This window comes from Qipengyuania sp. (assembly GCF_042095715.1).
Lineage (GTDB): Bacteria > Pseudomonadota > Alphaproteobacteria > Sphingomonadales > Sphingomonadaceae > Qipengyuania.
Window position 1 is genome coordinate 126,356 of the sequence record NZ_JBELMO010000002.1, and the last position, 17,676, is coordinate 144,031.

The following is a 17,676-nucleotide window of genomic DNA, read 5'->3' on the forward strand; positions in this document are numbered from 1 at the left end:
AAGCATGTCCGTTTCGGATGAAAGCCTGGGTGGGGAGCCCGATCATGGACTTGGCGGGCTGAGCGAGCGTCAGCGAGCCTGCCTCGAAATGGTGGGCGAAGGCCGCACGTCCAAGGAGATCGCGCGCGAACTCGACCTTTCACCCCGCACCGTCGACCACCACATTTCCGCATGTATCCGGACGCTGGGCGTGCCCAACCGGGTGGCGGCGGTGTCCCGGCTGGAAGAGCTCAAGCGCGAAACGGGGCAGGACAGCGGTCCCGCGTTGCCAGAAGCCACGCCACCCGGTTTCATGTTCGGCCGGACCACCATCGCAATCGATTCCGCAATTATCGGGCCGTGGCGCGAACCCACGGTCAAGCGGATGCTGCCGCCGATCGGCGGACGGCCCAACATCGCCTCACGATCCGATCGCATTGGCTGGATGGTACGCATCTTCATCTTGGCGATGATGGCGGCTGCCGCGCTAACTCTCTCCATAATGGCGCTTTTTGCGCTTTCGGCGGGGCTGAAATGATGGCCCTTTGCGCCACCCGCCGCGCCCACTCCCGGGGGCGGCGAGCGAAGGAGACGCCGATGCATGCGATTGACCAGGCCGCCGGACAGGTGGTGGCCACCGACACCCAGAATTCCGTGGATGCGGTAGACAGGGCGGTAATGTCCTTTGCCCATCTGTGCGCCAGCATTGTGGAAGTCAGCAAGGCATCGCGCCTGCCCATCTCCACCGTGCAGGGTGCGCTTGCCAGCGCATCTTCGGGCCTGCACCGGTTAGTCGCGACCCGCCAGGACATGAGCGATGCGACCAGCCAGTTGGTGGCGATCCAGCGCGACTCCAGCCTGCGTACCGTGTCCTTCGGATGCCCCGACGGCTTTCCCGCTCCGCCAATGGCGCGCGAGATGCCGCAGACAGAACCGGCTGACGGCGAAGAGGCTGCCTGACGCATTATGGCGATCCTGGTCACCCTCGGTTTCTGGACTTTCCTTCTGGGCGCTTTTGCGATCGGGTGGCAGGCCGGGGACCGCCAGGATCGCATTATGATGGTCGTTATCGGCGCGGCCGCGGGCCTTACCGTGGCCGCGCATTCGATTCCCGGCGAATATGGCAGCCGGGCGGGCGTGCTGGCGGTGGACTGCGCTCTGCTGTTCGCAGTCGTGCGCTACGCTCTGGTGTCGCGTCGCCACTGGCCGATGTGGTTCGCCGGGATGCAGGCCGCGGCGATCGCCATCAGCATCGTTGCCTTTTTGCTCCCGCCCATGGCTGGCTGGGTGCTGGAGATGCTGAGCGCATTCTGGGCGCTACCGGCGCTTCTGGTAATGGTGTTGGGGCTGCTGAAAGATCAGCGCGGGGGCGTGGCAAACGCCCAGTCTCTACGCGGCTGAAGTCGCCGACTAACCCGCCGGATCACTCCCCCGGAGCGCGCCCTTGGTTCGAGTTTTCGCCAACCTCTACCAGCCGGCGGTGTTCATCGACCGATCGCTTCATCTCGGCAGCCTGCAGTTGCAGCGCCTTGCCGCTGAGGCGTATCTCGCGGCTCTGCTGCAGAAAACCCAGCACGATCCATAGGAATGCGAGCGGGCTGGAAACCCCGCCGAGGAAATCCCCCAACTCGTTGAGCCTTAGGTCGGCCGGGTTCTGCCCCTGCATCCATAAATAGGCAACCAGACCTACCAGATAGAGCGCGGTAAGCGCGAGCCCGATTTGCGGAAGCCGTTTGCGCGCACGCGCGTCTGCTTCGGAAACGGGTGGTTCCAGGGGGAGCGTCTGTTTGGCGCGGCTTTCTGGCATCGTGATCGTTCCTTCCAATCCGGCAAGCGGTGGACGCGGGCGCAGGTTCCGGCGATCGGAACAGAGTCGCCATGAAGTTTACACCCCATCTCCCGCGCCGGTGATTGTTTGCCGGTACGTGAGAGGCGGAACGATGCGCGCCGTCGCGGACTGACAGGACGGGACGCAATGAAAGGATGGACCGATGCCGGATGACAAATGGTCGCAGGATGTCACCGAAAATTCCGATGCGCTCGATCTGGAAGAGGGCGTCTTCACCAAGGACGATCCCGCCGAGATAGCAAGATCGCTCAAACGCTCCGCCGAAGAGAGCGGAAAGCGCAAATCCACCCCCTATAGCTCCGCCATGTCGATGCTAACTTTCTACATCAATCGGGCGGGCAAGGACTTGGATGCCGGCCAAAAGCAGGTGCTGGAAGATGCCAAGGACGAACTGAGGAAGCTTTACGGCCGCGAACCCAAGGACGATTGAGAGGGCTGGTGCGATGACAGGCAAGGTACCGCAGGGCGGGATGCCCGAGAAAGAGAACGAGAACGCACGCAAAAGCGGCGACGGCGAGGTGGACGGCATCATGCCGCGCGACAAGCGGGGTGCCGGGGGCGGGGGTCCCATCGGTCCCAAGGGGGCGGGCAAGCATCGCTGGCATGGCGGGCAGAGCAATGCCGCCTATCACGGCTCGGGCCAATTGGGAGAAGAAGATGTCGAAAGCCAGGGCAACGCCAACTCGCCCAGCGAAGACCCCTGATCGATAGCGGGCGGCGGCTCGGACCCAACACAAGACGGGCCCTTCCGGCCACGGGCGATCGCTAAGCCGCGGCGTCGGCTTCCCGCTGCGCGGCCTTGGTCGCTTCCGCCTTCTCGCGGTCCGTGCGGATCTTGTGGGCCTGTTCGGCAAGTGCGGTCCAGGTCTTGGCGGCGCGCAGATGCCGGTCGCGGACATTGTCCAGCGTGGCCGCTTCCGCTTCTCCGACAGCCTCGGCAGCGCGTTCGTGATAGAATTCGTAGCTCTGGCTCATCGTTTTGCTCCTGGGGCGATACAGGGGAAGGGTAGGTGGGAAATGTCGCGCGCCGCCACCGATGATCGACGGCAGCGCGCGATGTATTCACGGGTCAGGCGGCGGAAATGTTGACCGCGCTTTCCTTACCGTTGCGGCCCATCTCGACATCGTAATTGAGTCGCTGGTCGCTGGTCAGCGTGTCCATGCCGGCCGCGTTGACGGCCGTGATGTGGACGAAGCTGTCGGCGGATCCATCGTCGGGCTGGATGAAACCGTAACCCTTTTCGGTGTTGAAGAATTTGACTGTGCCGGTCTTGGCCATGAGATGTTCCTTTCGAGAACGTGCGCGCCGCTTGAAAAATGGGCGCGATGGGGTTTCCGCATCCGCGACATGCGGTGCGGTCGTGCTTCAGCGTCCGATGAAAGGAAGTCGTGGTCTGGTTTACGCCGGGGGTGCCAGGCACCAGGCGGCGGATGCAAAAAACGAAGTCCGTCGCAAATTTCGACGTCAGCGTGGCTGTTGTAACACAGCGAGACCGGATCACCTAACGATTGCTGGAAATGTAGCTTTACCGCAGGGCGGGACCTGGAATCCGCGACCGGATGCGATGTCGAAGGGACAGCGCAGCACGCCGTGCAGCCAACCCCCGCCGTTTCCCGGTTCGGGACAGATTCCATATTTTCGTTGTGATCAGTGCCACTATTGCTAAGCGGACTTCCGGACATAGGGGGAATCATTATGAAAGCACTTTATCTCGCTTGTGCGGCGGCAGTCGGCATGGCGGCTCCCGCGGCGCACGCCGCCACGATCGTATTCACCACCACCAGCCCGACGACGAGCACGCAGAGCCAGCAGGCCGTGTCTTCCGGCGGCGAAACGGCGATCTTCACGGGCGGCACCTACACCAGCTCGGTTGCGGCGATGAACGCTGCCTCGGCCAATGTTACGCTCACCGCTCGGTCCGTCGAGCGATCCTCGACGGGCCTTGGCGTCGCCGGCGATGGTGAAGCCAATCAGGTCGACAGCAACGGCGCGAACGAACTGCTTCAGCTCGTATTCGCATCGCCTACCCGCTACCGCATCGTTTCGGCCGTTCTCGGCCGCGTCGACAACAACGACACCTTTGCCCTGTTCGGCGGTAATGGTGGCGTTTACACGCGTCTCGGCTTCTCGGGCCCGATCGCGAATGGCATGACGGGCGGCGTCCCTGTCACCACCACCAGCCTGGGGGGTGGCAATTATCGCCTCGATTTCAATTTTGGCGGTGGTTACGACAGTTTCCGCTTCGGCACCAACGACGAAGAGGCGGACGGCTTCTCGCTTCGTTCGCTGTCCGTGGCGGCTGTACCCGAACCGTCGACTTGGGCCATGCTGATCCTCGGCTTTGGCCTCGTCGGCGGCGCCATGCGCCGCAAGGCTGCTCCGGCGATCAAGGCCGCTGTCGCCTAAGCCGACATCACTTCGAAAAAAAGGCCGGCCCGGAGCAATTCCGCGCCGGCCTTTTTTGTATAGAAGCCATTCCGCCGCCGCACCTTTCGGAACTGTCGAGCGCCCCGCGCGCTGGACCGATGGACGGGTCGCAGGAGATAACAGGAATGGCCGAAAAGAGCGCGAAGCAGCACCTTGCTCACATCGCGAAGGCGATGAAGGACATCGATTTCGTGATGCTCAACACGCATACCAAGGATGGTCAGATCGGGGCCCGCCCGATGAGCAACAACCGTCAGGTCGATTACGATGGCGACAGCTATTATTTCACCTGGGAAGATTGCCTGATGGTGGATGATATCAAGCGCGATCCCAAGGTTGGCCTGTCGCTGCAAAGCAAGCAGGGCGCAAAGGGCGCGCCGGGTATCTTCATCTCGATCGAGGGCAAGGCAGAAATCGTGCGCGACAAGGCGCAGTTCGAAAAGCACTGGGTGGACGAGCTGAACCACTGGTTCGAAGACGGCATCGAAACCGACGGCGTGGTGATGCTCCACGTCCATGCCACCCGCGCCGCCTATTGGGACGGCGAGGATGAAGGCGATTTCGATATCGAATGAGCGCTAGCGCGAAAGGCGCCGACGGTTGGCGCGCACGGGCTTGCCATAATGGCGCAAGGTGCGCGCCCCGATCTGTTCGGGCGACTGGACAAAGCCGCCTTCGGCCAAAGCTGGCCACAGCGAGGCATTTGTCACGAGCTTTTCCGTGACCATGCGCTGCATTTCGTTTTCGGCGACCTTCCCCCCGCTCATCACGCGAAGGCCGCGCAGCCACATGACCTGGGCCGCTTCCATGGAAAGAAACCAGCTATCGAAAGCGAGGCTGTACCAGGTTGGGGGATTCGAGGATGACATGGGGGGATAGATCCTTGCAGTGCCGCGCAATGCTGCACTGCAATATCGCCTAGGCGCTAACTATCGAACGCGCCAGCGGAATATCCCCTCGCTCGTAAAGCTCCCGCGTAACGGAACGGCTAGTCGGACCGTTTCGCCTTATGCGCCGCGATCGCCTCGTCGATCGCAACAATACGTTGCCGCTCGGGCGTGCCTTTCGCCAGCCCCTTGAGGCGGCAGGTGGCCCATAGCAAGCGGCGCTCGGATTCGAGGTTCTTAAGATAGAGATCGGCCATGCGCCGCTATGGCCGCGTTTAGGCCCGGTGGCCAGCGGGAAGGCGGCAGCGAAAGCGCGCTCAATCGTCGCCGCTGCGCCGCCCGTCCTTCTCCTTCGCCACGCCCTTGAACGGCTCGCCATCGGATTTGACGTCCATGAACTGCCCCGCCTCGGAAGAGCCTTCTTCGCGGTTGCGCTTGGTCCATTTGCCCGTCGCCGTGTTCTTCACCTGGCTGCGATCGTCGACCGAGCCGATGCGGTGGTCGTCACCTGTATTGCGTGCCATTGGCAATCTCCTTCAGGCGATCAACGGGCGAGGATTCCACGCTGTTCCGAAAAAGGGGTCAAAGCACCTTTTCGGGCCGCGGGTCATGGCCGTGGCGGTCGGACTTGCCGAAATGGCGCTCCAGCCGCTGGGCCAGCGTTTGCGCCGCCTTGCGCGCGGCATCGTCCACGGTGGAGGCGTGTTCGGTCACCCCGATCGCGCGGCCACCCGACGGACGCGCCTCGATCGTGCAGGCCTTGTCGTCCGCCCCGTGCTTGGGCCCGTTCTCATCGCGGACATGGATTTCCAGCCGGGTCAGCCGCTCGGTGAAGCGCGCGATCTTGGTGCGGACGGCGGCCTCGATGCGCTCGGCCACGTTCTCCGTGCCCATCACGCTGCTGTCGGAATTGAACTGGACCTGCACTCGATGTCTCCTTTTCGTTGTTCCTTCTTCAACGAACCGGGCGCGCTTCTGCTCCGCCGTTTTCACGCAAATGGGCCACGCCTAACCGCAGGTGCGACGATCGGTGCCGTGACCATTCTCGAGACATGGACCGCCTGGACCACGGTCCAGGGAAAGTTTTGTCTCCTTGCGCGGCGATGTGTCGCCTTGCCGGGTCGGCGTGTCACCTCGCGGCGCTGCGGTGTCACCTTGCGCGGCAACGGTGTCACCTTGCATGGCGGCCGCGTCGCCTTGTGGGGCGGCGCTGTCACCCGTGGCGGTCCGCTTCGTCGCAGGCTCTGGCCCCAGCCCCGCGCGCGTCCGTTCCCGCGCCACCAGCTCGGCCAGAACCGGCCCCTCCCACCGCGACGCCCCGGACGCCAGCCGCGCCCGGCTCGCCTCGGCGCGGGCCCTGATCCCGATGCGTCGCGCGTTCTCGAAATTGGCCGCGACCTGCGTCCCGCGAAATCGCGCCATCATGCGATAGGCGGACTGGCGGCTCATCCCCACGCTGCGCGCCGCCTCCGCGATCAGGCCGCATTGCGAAAGCACGGTCAGGAAGGCGATGATCTTGGGCTGCGTCCAGCGATAGTCGGCACTGCAGCGCGTGGGTTTGGGGCCAGGGCCAAGGCAAAGGCTGCGCGGCGGCGGGGCGGGGGCGTGGGCTGGCGGTGTCTGTTCCATCGACTAGTATAGGCCACAAGCGGCCCCATGTAGGAAAGCGTTTTCTTTCTGTTCCCAGTCGGCAGAAAAGCCCCCTCCTCTTCAGAGGAGGGGGTTGGGGGTGGTGTCGGGCGTAACATGCACGGGTTTGGCCAAAGCGCCCCTCGCACGCTAAGCACAGGCGGCATGCAAAGCGCCCACCCGTCCGAAGCCGATCCCGTCACGATCCTGGTCGATGCCGATGCCTGCCCGGTGAAGGAGGAAATCTACCGCGTGGCGGAGCGATACGGCGTGCATGTTCGCGTGGTCAGCAACAGCGCGTTCCGCGTGCCGGTGAGCGACCGGGTGAAACGCGTGGTGGTCTCGGACGGCTTCGACGCGGCGGACGACTGGATCGCGGAGCACGCAGGCCCGCACAGTGTGGTGGTAACCGCCGCCAGCATCGGCAGCGCGATCGCCACCCGCGCCATCATGGAAGACCTGCGCGCCGGAATGGACGGGGTTGGCGGCGGCCCACCGCCGTTCAGCAAGGCGGACCGGTCGCGGTTCTTGCAGGCGCTGGACCGGGTGCTCATGGGGATGCGCTAGGCGAGGTGCTGGCGGAACCAGTCGGCGAGTTCGTCCTCCGCCAGTTCGCCTGCGGCCAGGGCGACGAAGGCCACGACCAGTTCGGCATCGGTCGCCTGCAATGCGTGACCGTTGAGCATGACAAAAGTTTCGCTCACCACCGCTGCTGTGCGCTTGTTCCCATCGACGAACGGATGGTTACGCGCGATGCCGTAAGCGTAGGCCGCTGCAAGATCGGCCACATCGGGTTCGCAGTAATCGGCGAGGTTGCGCGGACGCGCCATCGCGCTGTCGAGCATGCCTTCGTCGCGAATGCCGTCGCCACCGCCATGCTCGGCCAGTTGCTCGGCATGCGCCGCCAGTGCCACCTCGGTGGCGATCCAGACCCATTTGCGGGTCAATGTTATTTCGCCAGTTCGCGCAGCGCGCGCTTGCGCTCGGCCATGACCTTGCGCGCCGCCGCCATCTGCTCCTCGAAATCCGGCTCCCCGCCGACAAGTTCGATGCCATTGGGCTTGAACACCAGCGTCAGCTCGTCCCCTACCTTCCGGTCGAGATGCGCCAGCACCTCCTTGGGCAGGACGATCCCGGCGGAATTGCCGATCTTGGTGATCTTGAGCGGCTTGTTCATACGGGCGTTATAACGGAGGCTGGGACACGCGACAAGGCTTCGTAATTAGCAACGCGTTCCCCAAAAATTAACCTCAGGCATTCTGTTTCAAAGTTTCAAAGAAGGCTGGGTTGTGAGCGTAGAAACCTACCCATTCAATCCTCTAGCACGATTGCTGGAACCAACGAGTCCTTCCATTCCTGATATGTCAGCTTTTGGTCTTTCACCTTCCACTCAGTTCGACCGTTGCTATTGCGATCGAGGACGACCGCCGCTGCTGCGGACGGACTGCTAAACGCGAATGGTTTTGCAAACCGATACATGGTTGTGGACGCGTCCTCTAAAATTCCTTTGGCAAGTAAAGACTGCTTTAGAGTTGCATAATTTTGACTGGAGTAGCCTGCGTCTTTGAGGGCTTGGGATCCTTCTAGAACCACAAACTCACCCTCTTCTTCAACAGCCTGCGCAACGACGCCTGATCTATGTCGGATTTCAAACATCGTTTCATTTTCAGTCCGATCCGAGATTGACTTTTCAGTGTTACTGGCAGCTCTCGGTTGTGGCTTAAGCAACTCCATGCCTACTACCGGTAGAATGGTTTGAATGTTCTGTAGAAACTGCTCCATATTAGCCCGATCGGCTTCCGGAAGCCGTCGTCGCTGACCGCTCGGCTGATTTCCGTTGTCTAGAAGGACGCGTTGCGCGTTGGATGCCATCTCGATTAGTCGAGCTTCCAAGTACTCGACATGGCCCTTGGATAGATCATCGTCACTTGTGGTTATGGCGATTGCAGTTTCCCAAAAAGCTCTTTGGGCAGCGCTTTGCTTTATCCGCTCAGCAACACTGTTGGCCGAGCCGATGTAAGCTCGCATCCCACCAAGTTGCATTGGGTCGGGGCCGTATAAGAGATAGATTCCGGTCCGATCTAATTCGGGCCTCGACGTCATCGCTGCGAATGTTGACGCGGTCGCAACAAATGTCAGCCCGGTCCATCCGTGAATAGTGGCCTTTCGCAAACCAGTTGGAGTTCCATCGACAAGGAACAACTGGATCGTCCTACCGAAAATATTCTCCATGTTTTAAACTACAGTTCCCCGCTGCTGCCTCAACCGCCCATCAATCATGCTCCCGTTCTCCCTGCCCCATGTACAGTTCGCGCCCGCTCTCCTCGTATACCCGGCTCATCTCCTCCATGCCCTTCTCCGCTTCCTCGGCCTCTTCGGCTGAGGTCTCGCGCTTGATGTTCTCGCTCGCGAGATAGCTGTCCGAGTTCTGCTTGGCGGCGAAGTCGCGCACTTCCTGCGTGATCTTCATCGAGCAGAACTTGGGCCCGCACATGGAGCAGAAATGCGCGGTCTTGGCGCCTTCCGCGGGAAGGGTCTGGTCGTGGTATTGCTCGGCCGTGTCGGGGTCGAGGCTGAGGTTGAACTGGTCGCGCCAGCGGAATTCGAAGCGGGCCTTGCTCAGCGCGTCGTCGCGGACCTGCGCGGCGGGGTGGCCCTTTGCAAGGTCGGCGGCGTGGGCGGCGAGCTTGTAGGTCACCACGCCCACCTTCACATCATCGCGATCGGGCAGGCCGAGGTGTTCCTTGGGCGTGACGTAGCAGAGCATGGCGGTGCCGTACCAGCCGATCTGCGCCGCGCCGATGCCGCTGGTGATGTGGTCGTAACCCGGCGCGATATCGGTGACGAGCGGGCCGAGCGTGTAGAAGGGCGCTTCGCCGCACGCCTCCAACTGCTTGTCCATGTTCTCCTTGATCTTGTGCATCGGCACGTGGCCGGGGCCTTCGATCATCACCTGCACGTCCTCGGCCCACGCCCGCTTGGTCAGCTCGCCCAGCGTGTAGAGCTCGGCGAACTGGGCTTCGTCATTGGCGTCGGCGATGGAGCCGGGGCGCAACCCGTCGCCCAGCGAATAGGCGATGTCGTAGGCCTTCATGATCTCGGTGATCTCGTCGAAGCGCTCGTAGAGGAAGCTCTCCTTGTGATGCGCGAGGCACCATTTCGCCATGATAGAGCCGCCGCGGCTGACGATACCGGTGACGCGTTTGGCGGTCATCGGAACGTAGGGCAGGCGCACGCCGGCGTGGATGGTGAAATAGTCGACACCCTGCTCGGCCTGTTCGATCAGCGTGTCGCGGAAGATTTCCCAGGTCAGGTCCTCGGCGATGCCGCCGACCTTTTCCAGCGCCTGGTAGATCGGCACGGTGCCGATGGGGACGGGGCTGTTGCGGATGATCCATTCGCGCGTGTCGTGGATGTTGCGACCCGTGCTGAGGTCCATCACCGTGTCCGCGCCCCAGCGGATCGACCAGACCATCTTGTCCACCTCGTTCGCGACATCGCTGGCGACGGCGGAATTGCCGATATTGGCGTTGATCTTGACCAGGAAGTTGCGCCCGATCGCCATCGGTTCGGCTTCCGGGTGATTGACGTTGCTGGGGATGATGGCGCGGCCGCGCGCCACTTCGTCGCGCACGAATTCGGGGGTGACGTATTCGGGGATGTCAGCGCCCCAGCTGTTGCCTTCGGGCTTGTCGCGCAGCCTCTCCCGGCCGAGATTCTCGCGCTCGGCGACATATTCCATCTCGGGCGTGATGATCCCCTGCCTGGCATAGTGCATCTGGCTGAGGTTCTTGCCCGGCTTCGCCCGAAGAACGCGCTTGGCCACGTTGGGGAACGCCGGAACGCCGCCGCTGCGGTCCGGGCCGAGCTGGCCGTTATCCTCCGGCTTGATCTCGCGCGCGTCGTATTCCTCCACATCGCCGCGATCGAGCTGCCAGTGGCGGCGCAACTGCGGCAGGCCGGCGCGGATATCGATCTGGGCATCGGGATCGGTATAGGGGCCGCTGGTGTCGTACACCCGGACGCTGGGTTCGCCGGAGGAAGGCTCGAGATCGATCTCGCGCATGGCGACACCCAGCGGGCCGACATGGATCTTGCGGCTGCCCCGGATGGGACCGGTGGTAACGCCGATGTCGAATTTGGAATTGATGTCGGCCATGCGCTTCTCTCCGCTGGAATTCTACAGGGGCGGAGAGCGGATTTCCGGCGTCAGCGCGGCCCACTCCCTCCGCCGATGCTAATCGGTTCAGGTTCGACGGGTCGGGCGTTGCTTACACGCCCCTCTCAGCCAGAGCAGGCTCCCCGGGGATGACCGTATTGTAGGGAAGGCGGCAGCCGCTGTCGAGGGCGCCCGCGCAGCGATCAGGATCCGCCGAACGCAGCCTGAGGATGCGCGATCGGGTCGCTACACCATCAGCGCCAACAAATCCTCCACGGTGATGGTAGCGAAGCCCACTGCGCTGTCCGAGATGCCGTAGGGCACCAGCAGTCGCCCGCGTTCCGCTGCACCCACTTTCAACGCGCCGCATGTGTAGACCACGTTCGGCACATAGCCGGCGCGATCCGCATCCACGGCGGTCAGCACGGGTTTGGCAACGCGCCCGATGACTTTCGAAGGATCATCGAGGTCGAGAAGTGCGCAGCCCAGCGCGTATTTGCGCATGGCGCCTACGCCATGGGTGAACAGCAGCCAGCCGGCTTCTGTCTTGATGGGGCTCCCGCAGTTGCCGATCTGGATGAATTCCCACGGAAATTCGGGTTCCATCAGCAGGCTGCCTTCCTCGTCCCAGCAATCGAGCCGATCGCTGGTGAGGAAATAGAGGTTCTTGCCGTCCTGCCGGCCGACCATGGCATATTTCCCGTCGACCTTCTCGGGGAACAGCGCCATGCCCTTGTTCCGCCCGGCGCGACCGTGAATGGGTTCGAGCTGGAACTGTCGGAAATCGCGGGTCCGCAGCAGTTCGGACCTGATCGAGCTGCCGGAATAGGCAGTGTAGGTCCCGATCCACTCGTAATCCTGCGGCCCGTGTTCGAACCGCACCAGCCGCAGATCCTCCAGGCCACCGGCCTGCTGCTCGGTAATCGGAAAGATCACCGTATTGCTCAGCGTGGAATCTGGGTGGCAATGCACCGTCACCGCATCGTCGGCATCATGAAGGCTGGCATCGTCTAGCTCGACCGAAGTGGCGAAGGCAGTCTGGGGCCAGAGCGAGAAGCTTCCGTCCGCATCCACGATCCCTTCGCGAAACACGATCGAACTGATGTGTCCTTCCCCCACTGCGCGCATGCTCATCACGAAGCGACAAGCCCCTTCGCCCAGGCCCGATTGATCGGGGTGGGGCACGATGGAAGGGTTCATCAGCGCCGCTGCGGCATAGGTGTATTCGTGACAGAAATACGCCCCGATCAAGAGCTTGCGCGTTTCGTCGAAGCTGTCGCGGTTCAGGTTCAGATCGTCTGCGACCTCTTCGAACCTTTCGCGGAACATGTTTTCGGTCTGCCAGTGGCGCGTTGCGAAATCGCTCTTAACCCGAGCGTATTCCTGCTCCGCCTCCTCCATGGAGAGGCGGGCAATGTCCTTCACCAGCTTGCCTGCACGGCTCCCCTCCGCGCCGCGTGCCTGCCATCCCAGATGGAACGGCCGCAGCACGACGCGCGCAGGATCGGCGTGAAGCCGTGTGTCAAAGATATGAAAGGGGGTTTGCCGGTTTCTGGATGCCAAGGCGCCGAGTCCGTCCAATGTCTGCTTCCGCCGAATCGTCGGCCGTATCGGCGTTGAGCGCTAGCATGGAATGGCGCGCAAGATGCAAGGCGAGGATGCTTTCTGCCCCGCAATTTTCATTGCGTCCCCTCGGGTTGATCCCGTCCCGGCACCGCCCGGACGGAAGATCGGCAAGCACCGCCCCGCGGTCGTTGGCCCCGAAAAACCACCGCCAGGCTGCTTGGGCCTGCACGATCCAGAACGGATCGCCATCGCAGGCAAAAGCGGCGCGAGCGACGTCGATGGCGGCATGCGCCTCCAGGGGTTGTTGATCGAACGGAAAAACTTCCCGGTCGCGCCCCAGGCTGTCCGACCCAACGGGGCGGAAGACGCCTTCGGCCGAGGACTGTATGGAGGCGAGCCAGCGCGCCGTTTCCAGCCCATCCTGTCGCCAGCCGGCATTGTCGAGCAACTGCCCCGCTTCGAGTAACGCCTGGCACAGACGAGGGTTATCGTAACCCAACCGCGTCTCGAACCAGGGCCAGTGGGGGGAGCGCGTTTCGGATAGACGAAAGGCGAGGAATTCGGCCCCTTCGGCCAGAATTTTGCGCGAAAGCGCGTGATCGGGTTCACGCTTGAGGCGCGCTGCGGCACCCAGCATCACGAACGTGCGGGCGCGTGGCGACGACATGGTGGCAAGCGCCTCCAGCGCGGTATCGTACCAACGCCGCGCCCAGGCGCGCAGGTCAGGCTCACGGCTGGTTTCCAGCGTTTGACCAAGCGCCCACAGGGTTCGGCCATTGGAATCCTCCGACCCTTCGTCCTCGCACCAGGTCCGATCGAAGCGCATGAAATTGCGAAACCGCCCGATATCGGGATTCCATGCGTGCTGGATGAAGCTGGCATAGGTCACGGCGCGGGCGCTGCGTTCGCCCGGCTCAAGCCCCGGGGCCACATTCATCAGCATCAGCGCGCGAACATTGTCGTCCAGGCAGTAACCGTGGCTCCGATCCGGCACGACGCCGATGGCGTGCTGGAGCATGCCCGTCGCATCGCTCATCGAGAAGACGGCATCGAGATGGGGCGTGACCGACAGGGGGGCCCGCGCCCGCGCAGTGGGAATGGCGGATCGAACGAGACGCGCGGCCGCATCGGCGAAGCGGGGCCAGATCGTGCTGCGACCGCGCTGCCACGCCTTTTTCTGCATCGCAGCAAGCCGGGGCCGATCGTCCAGAAGACCGATGATCGCCTCGGCGAGCGCGGTGGCGCTGTTGGGCGCGACGAGCACTCCCACACCATCCGCAAGCAATTCGCGCGCATGAATATAGGGGGTCGCCACCACCGCCTTGCCGAGCGCAACCGCATAGCTGAGCGTACCCGAAGTCGATTGCTGAAGGTTGGGGTACGGGGTGACGAAGATATCGCAGGCGGCGAGCCGGTCGAGCAGTTCGTCGGTATCGAGATACCGGTTCTCCCACTCGATCGCATGATCGACGCCCAAGTCACGCGCTCTGGCGACCAGCATCTCGCGATAGCTCTCCCCATCGTGAGCGGCCAGCGTCGGATGGGTCGCGCCGACGATCCGGTAAACGAATTCCGGGTGATGCATCAGGATGCCTGGAAGGGCATCGATCACATGCTCCAAACCCTTGCCGGGACCGAGCAGACCAAACGTCATCGCAACCGGACGATCTTCCAATCCGAGCGCGGATTTGGCGGCCACCGTACCGTCCCGCGGCCGATCGGGCGCGCCGTGTTCGATCACTTCGACCAGCTCGCCGGGGGCGCCGTAATCGGCGCAGAGCAGCGCCTTGGAATGACGGCTCATCACCATCACGCGACTCGCGCGGGCGAGCAGATGCTCTAAAATGGCGCGCTGCCGCTCTGATGGCTCGGTCAGGACCGTGTGCAGGGTAAGGACCAGGGGGGGCGCGAGGCGCTCCACGAAGTCGCACACCATTTCCCCGTCCGGACCGCCAAAAATGCCGTATTCATGGTGAAGCCAGACAACCTCGGTCCCGTTGGCATTAATGTCCTCTGCCGCCGCGCGATAGGCCGCAGGATCCGCGGCGCCTAGCGGGCGCACACCTTGGGGATAGTCATAGCCGGCTTCGCCATTGTCCAGCGCGAACACCGTAAAATCGATTTCCGGATGAAAGACCTGCGTCTGTTCGACAAGATCGCTGGCGAAGGTCGCGAGGCCGCACTGCCGCGGCGGAAACGTTGAAACAAGCGCGACTGAAACCGCTTCCGCAGGTCCAGTAATACGCTCGTGCGCTTCGCAGCTTTCGCTGGCATCAAAACTGGGGAAGGCGGAGTCGAAATCCATATGCAGCTAGCTCCCGCTTGCCGTGGCCTCTCTCCGAATGCCGGGATAGCATGAATCGTTCCGCTGCACCGCACAAATAATTGTTGTATGAGCAGGTGCAGCGGCGCCCTCACGCGATGTGCGTCCCAGAGGGGAACATTAGGACATACTTGCCCCATCCTCGGGTTGGGCGTGGCAGGGGATGCATGGGGTAATACCACGCCAGGGCGAAGCGGATCGGAACCGGCCGACGTCCTATACTGCGTAGGCTGTAAGCGCCTTGGTCTTGGGCCTGAGGGAGGACCTGGGGGATCACCGAAAAGCCGAGTGTCGGCCGCGCCGCGCCCGCGCGCTGGGTGCAGGAGGTGAGGCTGAACAGCAGAGGGCGACGGTCAGCTCCCGGACCGGATTGACAAGTATCCCGAACGATCGGCTTGTTCGGCTTCTTCATTGGACATCATCATCATCTGCATCCTGAATTCCCGGATCGTCGGTGATGCCGGCGGTCAGTGCAGCGGTATCGGCCCACGCTCCACCGGGCCTTGTGTCGACGCACTGGCCGGTATGTCGCTCGCTTTTGCAATTGGAGCTATCCCGCCAAGCAGCCAGTTGCGTGTTGTATCGGGGATAAAGGATAATTAGAAATTAACGATGCTACCTTAATTTAAAAGGCTATTCTTGTTGATATCGAATTGCAAACACGTCCGCTTATCGGCAAGTCGATATGAATACGTTGAGGCGTCTGAATATCATGAAAAGGTCTTTAAAGCGTAGTTCGATATGGCAGCTTCTCCTATCGACAGCGTTTATTTTGGAAGGCGCATTTTCGGCTGCACCCTTGCAAGCTCAGACTACACCACCTCCCAGCTTGGTCAACGCTTGCACTGGTATCAAGTTACCTAAATCTGCGATTACTTCGACCATGGACCCGGTCATTCGAGGAGTGGTCACTCCCCTTCAAACCAGTCTCAATACACTGTTCAATGTTCTGTCGCCCCTGCGTGTAAACATCAACGTGGATACACTGCTCGCAAATGCAGCGGCTGGTGATCCTATCAGCTTGCAGATGTTTACGACCGATGGTCGGCTCCTCACATCATCCGATGACTGCAACCTGCAGACTGACAGTTATTCCTTGGCTGAAAGCAGCGGCATTTCGATCGGCGGCAACAGCATAACCGGCCTTGGCGGGATTAACCGCGCGACGAGTGGCGAAATCAACTCTATTGCCTTCGGAAACGGATCGATCACGGCCGCCAACGCATTCGGCTCCCTCGCGTTGGGCACTAACGCGAAGGTGGGAGACGGAGCGGTCGGAGGCGTTGCCCTGGGACAGGGGGCTAGCGTATTCGCGGCCCATGGTGTCGCCATTGGCGACGGCGCGACCGTAACGCGCGGGCCTCTCGCCGGATACACCGACCGACGCGATCAATGGCGATCAGCTATTCCAGACCAACACCGCCGTCGCCCTCAATACGGGTGCCGTGGGAACGCTCCGCACGGATCTGGATGTGCAGATCGCAGCAATCGATGACGCATTCGACACTTTGGCGGTCCACGACACCAAGCTGGGCGAGTTTGGCTCGAGGTTCGACATGGTCGACACCCTATTATCGCGGCACGGCGTTACCCTAACAGAACAGGGCGATCTTCTTCGCGATCATTCCCTCCGAATCGACGCGGTCGCGAATAACCTAGCGATGACCAATGTCGGTCTGGCCGCTGCCGATCTGGCCATCGGAGCCCTACGTCTCGACATGGATCGTGGTTTTCTAGGCCCCGTTCGTTACGCGGATATAGCCAGACCGCTGGTTCCCAATGGGGGAAGCATCACAGACAACCTCGTTCTGGTGGGACTGAGCGGCGGCCCCGTCTCGCTGCGTAATCTGGCACCCGGTATCATCGGTAGCGATTCGCTCGATGCCATTAACGGCGCGCAGCTGTCTGCCTTCGGAAACTATTTTACTTCAGCGCTGGGTATCGGCGTCTACGATCCCGACAGCATCAATGCGAGCTTCGCATTCCGGGGGCAATCCTACGCAAGCATTCAGAACGTGTTCGATGCAATCGACACCTCGATGGCAGCAGCGCCAAACACAGGTGGGGGTACCTCGGTAAAGTACTTCAACACGAATTCCACGATGATCGACAGTGTCGCAAGCGGAAAGGATTCGATTGCAACCGGGCCGAGCGCGGTGGCTCTGGGCGACGCCTCCGTAGCCAGCGGGCGCAATGCCATGGCCGAGAGTGCAGGGGCGGTAGCAATCGGTAATGAAGCCATGGCGATGGGCGGCAAATCGGTGTCGATCGGCTCGGCCAACGTAGCATCTGGTGATGGCGCCGTGGCTATTGGCGACCCGAACTTCGCAACAGGGCTTGGAGCAGTCGCGTTGGGGCGCGACAATACGGCAACGGGCAATGGTGCAGTAGCCCTGGGTGATACGAACGTCATCGAAGGCGACGGTGCCATTGCGCTCGGCCTGCGCAACGTCGGCCATGGCGTGGGCACCACATTGCTTGGAAGCCTCAATACGACCGTTGGTCAAGGGATAGTTGCCGTGGGCGCGTCAAACAGTGTCACTGGCGAGAACTCGCTAGCCATCGGCGGCAATAACGTGGTGGTCGGCATCAGTTCGCTGGCCATCGGCAACAATATCCGGTCGTTGGAGAGTGATACTCTGGCTATCGGTTCAGCCGCCTTCGCCGGGGGGATCCATTCGGCTGCAATGGGCAACCGCGCTAGAGCCGCGGAAGAAAAAGCGCTGGCGGTTGGCAACGATGCCGTTGCTTCCGCTTTCAGCAGCTCGGCTTTCGGCAGTGAATCTCTCGCATCGGGTCTTGAGTCCACGGCTATGGGCGGCGGCGCTCTGGCCACCGGTCATTATTCTACAGCGG

24 protein-coding genes, 1 pseudogene and 1 riboswitch are annotated in these 17,676 nt (G+C 62.1%); of the genes and pseudogenes, 11 read left to right on the forward strand and 14 right to left on the reverse strand.

The window, feature by feature from the left end; all coding sequences use genetic code 11:
* The first annotated feature begins 4 nt into the window (after nucleotides 1-4).
* The 3 genes from ACFDTG_RS01310 to ACFDTG_RS01320 are packed head-to-tail and all read left to right on the forward strand — an operon-like array spanning nucleotide 5 to nucleotide 1,380.
* The gene (locus tag ACFDTG_RS01310) at nucleotides 5-517 is read left to right on the forward strand and encodes a response regulator transcription factor (RefSeq protein WP_375289272.1); all 513 of its coding nucleotides are present in this window, start codon (nucleotides 5-7) and stop codon (nucleotides 515-517) included.
* 59 nt (nucleotides 518-576) lie between these two features.
* Complete coding sequence (locus ACFDTG_RS01315; protein WP_375289273.1) at nucleotides 577-939, forward strand: hypothetical protein; 363 nt, start codon at nucleotides 577-579, stop codon at nucleotides 937-939.
* 6 nt (nucleotides 940-945) lie between these two features.
* The gene (locus tag ACFDTG_RS01320; RefSeq protein ID WP_375289274.1) at nucleotides 946-1,380 is read left to right on the forward strand and encodes a hypothetical protein; all 435 of its coding nucleotides are present in this window, start codon (nucleotides 946-948) and stop codon (nucleotides 1,378-1,380) included.
* Between the two features lie 22 nt (nucleotides 1,381-1,402).
* On the opposite strand, the gene ACFDTG_RS01325 is transcribed toward ACFDTG_RS01320, so the two are convergent.
* Nucleotides 1,403-1,786 (reverse strand): hypothetical protein, encoded by a 384-nt coding sequence (locus ACFDTG_RS01325; protein ID WP_375289275.1) that lies wholly within the window; start codon nucleotides 1,784-1,786, stop codon nucleotides 1,403-1,405.
* Between the two features lie 184 nt (nucleotides 1,787-1,970).
* Between ACFDTG_RS01325 and ACFDTG_RS01330 the strand changes: the two genes are divergently transcribed.
* Both ACFDTG_RS01330 and ACFDTG_RS01335 read left to right on the forward strand, forming a co-directional pair.
* Complete coding sequence (locus ACFDTG_RS01330; RefSeq protein ID WP_375289276.1) at nucleotides 1,971-2,258, forward strand: DUF3175 domain-containing protein; 288 nt, start codon at nucleotides 1,971-1,973, stop codon at nucleotides 2,256-2,258.
* Nucleotides 2,259-2,271: 13 nt separating this feature from the next.
* Nucleotides 2,272-2,532, forward strand: a complete 261-nt coding sequence (locus tag ACFDTG_RS01335) for a hypothetical protein (protein WP_375289277.1) — start codon at nucleotides 2,272-2,274, stop codon at nucleotides 2,530-2,532.
* Nucleotides 2,533-2,593: 61 nt separating this feature from the next.
* On the opposite strand, the gene ACFDTG_RS01340 is transcribed toward ACFDTG_RS01335, so the two are convergent.
* Together ACFDTG_RS01340 and ACFDTG_RS01345 are read right to left on the reverse strand one after the other, a co-directional pair.
* The gene (locus ACFDTG_RS01340) at nucleotides 2,594-2,803 is read right to left on the reverse strand and encodes a hypothetical protein (protein ID WP_375289278.1); all 210 of its coding nucleotides are present in this window, start codon (nucleotides 2,801-2,803) and stop codon (nucleotides 2,594-2,596) included.
* A gap of 94 nt (nucleotides 2,804-2,897) precedes the next feature.
* Nucleotides 2,898-3,107: a cold-shock protein gene (locus ACFDTG_RS01345; RefSeq protein WP_375289279.1), complete on the reverse strand. Its 210-nt coding sequence runs from the start codon at nucleotides 3,105-3,107 to the stop codon at nucleotides 2,898-2,900.
* 417 nt (nucleotides 3,108-3,524) lie between these two features.
* On the opposite strand from ACFDTG_RS01345, the gene ACFDTG_RS01350 reads away from it, so the two are divergent.
* Both ACFDTG_RS01350 and ACFDTG_RS01355 read left to right on the forward strand, forming a co-directional pair.
* Entirely contained in the window at nucleotides 3,525-4,235 is a 711-nt protein-coding gene (locus ACFDTG_RS01350) for a PEPxxWA-CTERM sorting domain-containing protein (RefSeq protein WP_375289280.1), read from the forward strand.
* A gap of 146 nt (nucleotides 4,236-4,381) precedes the next feature.
* Nucleotides 4,382-4,831: a pyridoxamine 5'-phosphate oxidase family protein gene (locus ACFDTG_RS01355; protein ID WP_375289281.1), complete on the forward strand. Its 450-nt coding sequence runs from the start codon at nucleotides 4,382-4,384 to the stop codon at nucleotides 4,829-4,831.
* Between the two features lie 3 nt (nucleotides 4,832-4,834).
* On the opposite strand, the gene ACFDTG_RS01360 is transcribed toward ACFDTG_RS01355, so the two are convergent.
* The 5 genes from ACFDTG_RS01360 to ACFDTG_RS01380 all read right to left on the reverse strand — a co-directional run bounded on the left by ACFDTG_RS01360 (nucleotide 4,835) and on the right by ACFDTG_RS01380 (nucleotide 6,772).
* Nucleotides 4,835-5,125 carry a hypothetical protein gene (locus ACFDTG_RS01360; RefSeq protein ID WP_375289282.1) on the reverse strand — a complete coding sequence of 97 codons (291 nt, stop codon included), beginning with the start codon at nucleotides 5,123-5,125 and terminating at the stop codon, nucleotides 4,835-4,837.
* Nucleotides 5,126-5,244: 119 nt separating this feature from the next.
* Complete coding sequence (locus ACFDTG_RS01365; RefSeq protein WP_375289283.1) at nucleotides 5,245-5,400, reverse strand: hypothetical protein; 156 nt, start codon at nucleotides 5,398-5,400, stop codon at nucleotides 5,245-5,247.
* Nucleotides 5,401-5,460: 60 nt separating this feature from the next.
* Nucleotides 5,461-5,667 carry a hypothetical protein gene (locus ACFDTG_RS01370; protein ID WP_375289284.1) on the reverse strand — a complete coding sequence of 69 codons (207 nt, stop codon included), beginning with the start codon at nucleotides 5,665-5,667 and terminating at the stop codon, nucleotides 5,461-5,463.
* Between the two features lie 58 nt (nucleotides 5,668-5,725).
* Nucleotides 5,726-6,070: an HPF/RaiA family ribosome-associated protein gene (locus ACFDTG_RS01375; protein ID WP_375289285.1), complete on the reverse strand. Its 345-nt coding sequence runs from the start codon at nucleotides 6,068-6,070 to the stop codon at nucleotides 5,726-5,728.
* 81 nt (nucleotides 6,071-6,151) lie between these two features.
* Nucleotides 6,152-6,772, reverse strand: coding sequence for a hypothetical protein (locus ACFDTG_RS01380; protein WP_375289286.1), 621 nt, complete (start codon nucleotides 6,770-6,772; stop codon nucleotides 6,152-6,154).
* 165 nt (nucleotides 6,773-6,937) lie between these two features.
* On the opposite strand from ACFDTG_RS01380, the gene ACFDTG_RS01385 reads away from it, so the two are divergent.
* Nucleotides 6,938-7,339: a DUF188 domain-containing protein gene (locus ACFDTG_RS01385; RefSeq protein ID WP_375289287.1), complete on the forward strand. Its 402-nt coding sequence runs from the start codon at nucleotides 6,938-6,940 to the stop codon at nucleotides 7,337-7,339.
* Here ACFDTG_RS01385 and ACFDTG_RS01390 read toward each other — a convergent pair.
* The 6 genes from ACFDTG_RS01390 to ACFDTG_RS01415 form a co-directional block, all read right to left on the reverse strand.
* Complete coding sequence (locus ACFDTG_RS01390; protein WP_375289288.1) at nucleotides 7,336-7,719, reverse strand: type II toxin-antitoxin system death-on-curing family toxin; 384 nt, start codon at nucleotides 7,717-7,719, stop codon at nucleotides 7,336-7,338. The genes ACFDTG_RS01385 and ACFDTG_RS01390 overlap by 4 nt on opposite strands.
* Nucleotides 7,720-7,721: 2 nt before the next feature.
* A complete protein-coding gene (locus ACFDTG_RS01395; RefSeq protein ID WP_375289289.1) occupies nucleotides 7,722-7,949 on the reverse strand; it encodes an AbrB/MazE/SpoVT family DNA-binding domain-containing protein in 228 nt (75 codons plus the stop codon).
* A gap of 134 nt (nucleotides 7,950-8,083) precedes the next feature.
* Nucleotides 8,084-9,004: a GIY-YIG nuclease family protein gene (locus tag ACFDTG_RS01400; protein WP_375289290.1), complete on the reverse strand. Its 921-nt coding sequence runs from the start codon at nucleotides 9,002-9,004 to the stop codon at nucleotides 8,084-8,086.
* 40 nt (nucleotides 9,005-9,044) lie between these two features.
* Nucleotides 9,045-10,931: a phosphomethylpyrimidine synthase ThiC gene (gene thiC, locus ACFDTG_RS01405; RefSeq protein ID WP_375289291.1), complete on the reverse strand. Its 1,887-nt coding sequence runs from the start codon at nucleotides 10,929-10,931 to the stop codon at nucleotides 9,045-9,047.
* Nucleotides 10,932-10,977: 46 nt separating this feature from the next.
* A riboswitch (TPP riboswitch) is annotated at nucleotides 10,978-11,087 on the reverse strand.
* Nucleotides 11,088-11,177: 90 nt separating this feature from the next.
* On the reverse strand, nucleotides 11,178-12,422 hold the full coding sequence (locus ACFDTG_RS01410) for a glycoside hydrolase family 130 protein (RefSeq protein WP_375289292.1): 1,245 nt from the start codon (nucleotides 12,420-12,422) through the stop codon (nucleotides 11,178-11,180).
* Nucleotides 12,423-12,453: 31 nt separating this feature from the next.
* Complete coding sequence (locus ACFDTG_RS01415; RefSeq protein ID WP_375289294.1) at nucleotides 12,454-14,802, reverse strand: glycosyltransferase family 4 protein; 2,349 nt, start codon at nucleotides 14,800-14,802, stop codon at nucleotides 12,454-12,456.
* A gap of 429 nt (nucleotides 14,803-15,231) precedes the next feature.
* Here ACFDTG_RS01415 and ACFDTG_RS01420 point away from each other — a divergent pair, with 429 nt between their 5' ends.
* The 3 genes and pseudogenes from ACFDTG_RS01420 to ACFDTG_RS01430 form a co-directional block, all read left to right on the forward strand.
* Nucleotides 15,232-15,423, forward strand: a complete 192-nt coding sequence (locus ACFDTG_RS01420; RefSeq protein ID WP_375289295.1) for a hypothetical protein — start codon at nucleotides 15,232-15,234, stop codon at nucleotides 15,421-15,423.
* A gap of 82 nt (nucleotides 15,424-15,505) precedes the next feature.
* Nucleotides 15,506-16,315 (forward strand): hypothetical protein, encoded by an 810-nt coding sequence (locus tag ACFDTG_RS01425; RefSeq protein ID WP_375289296.1) that lies wholly within the window; start codon nucleotides 15,506-15,508, stop codon nucleotides 16,313-16,315.
* Nucleotides 16,209-17,676 (forward strand): annotated as a pseudogene (locus ACFDTG_RS01430) (hypothetical protein); the annotation flags it as partial. The gene ACFDTG_RS01425 and the pseudogene ACFDTG_RS01430, both read left to right, overlap by 107 nt.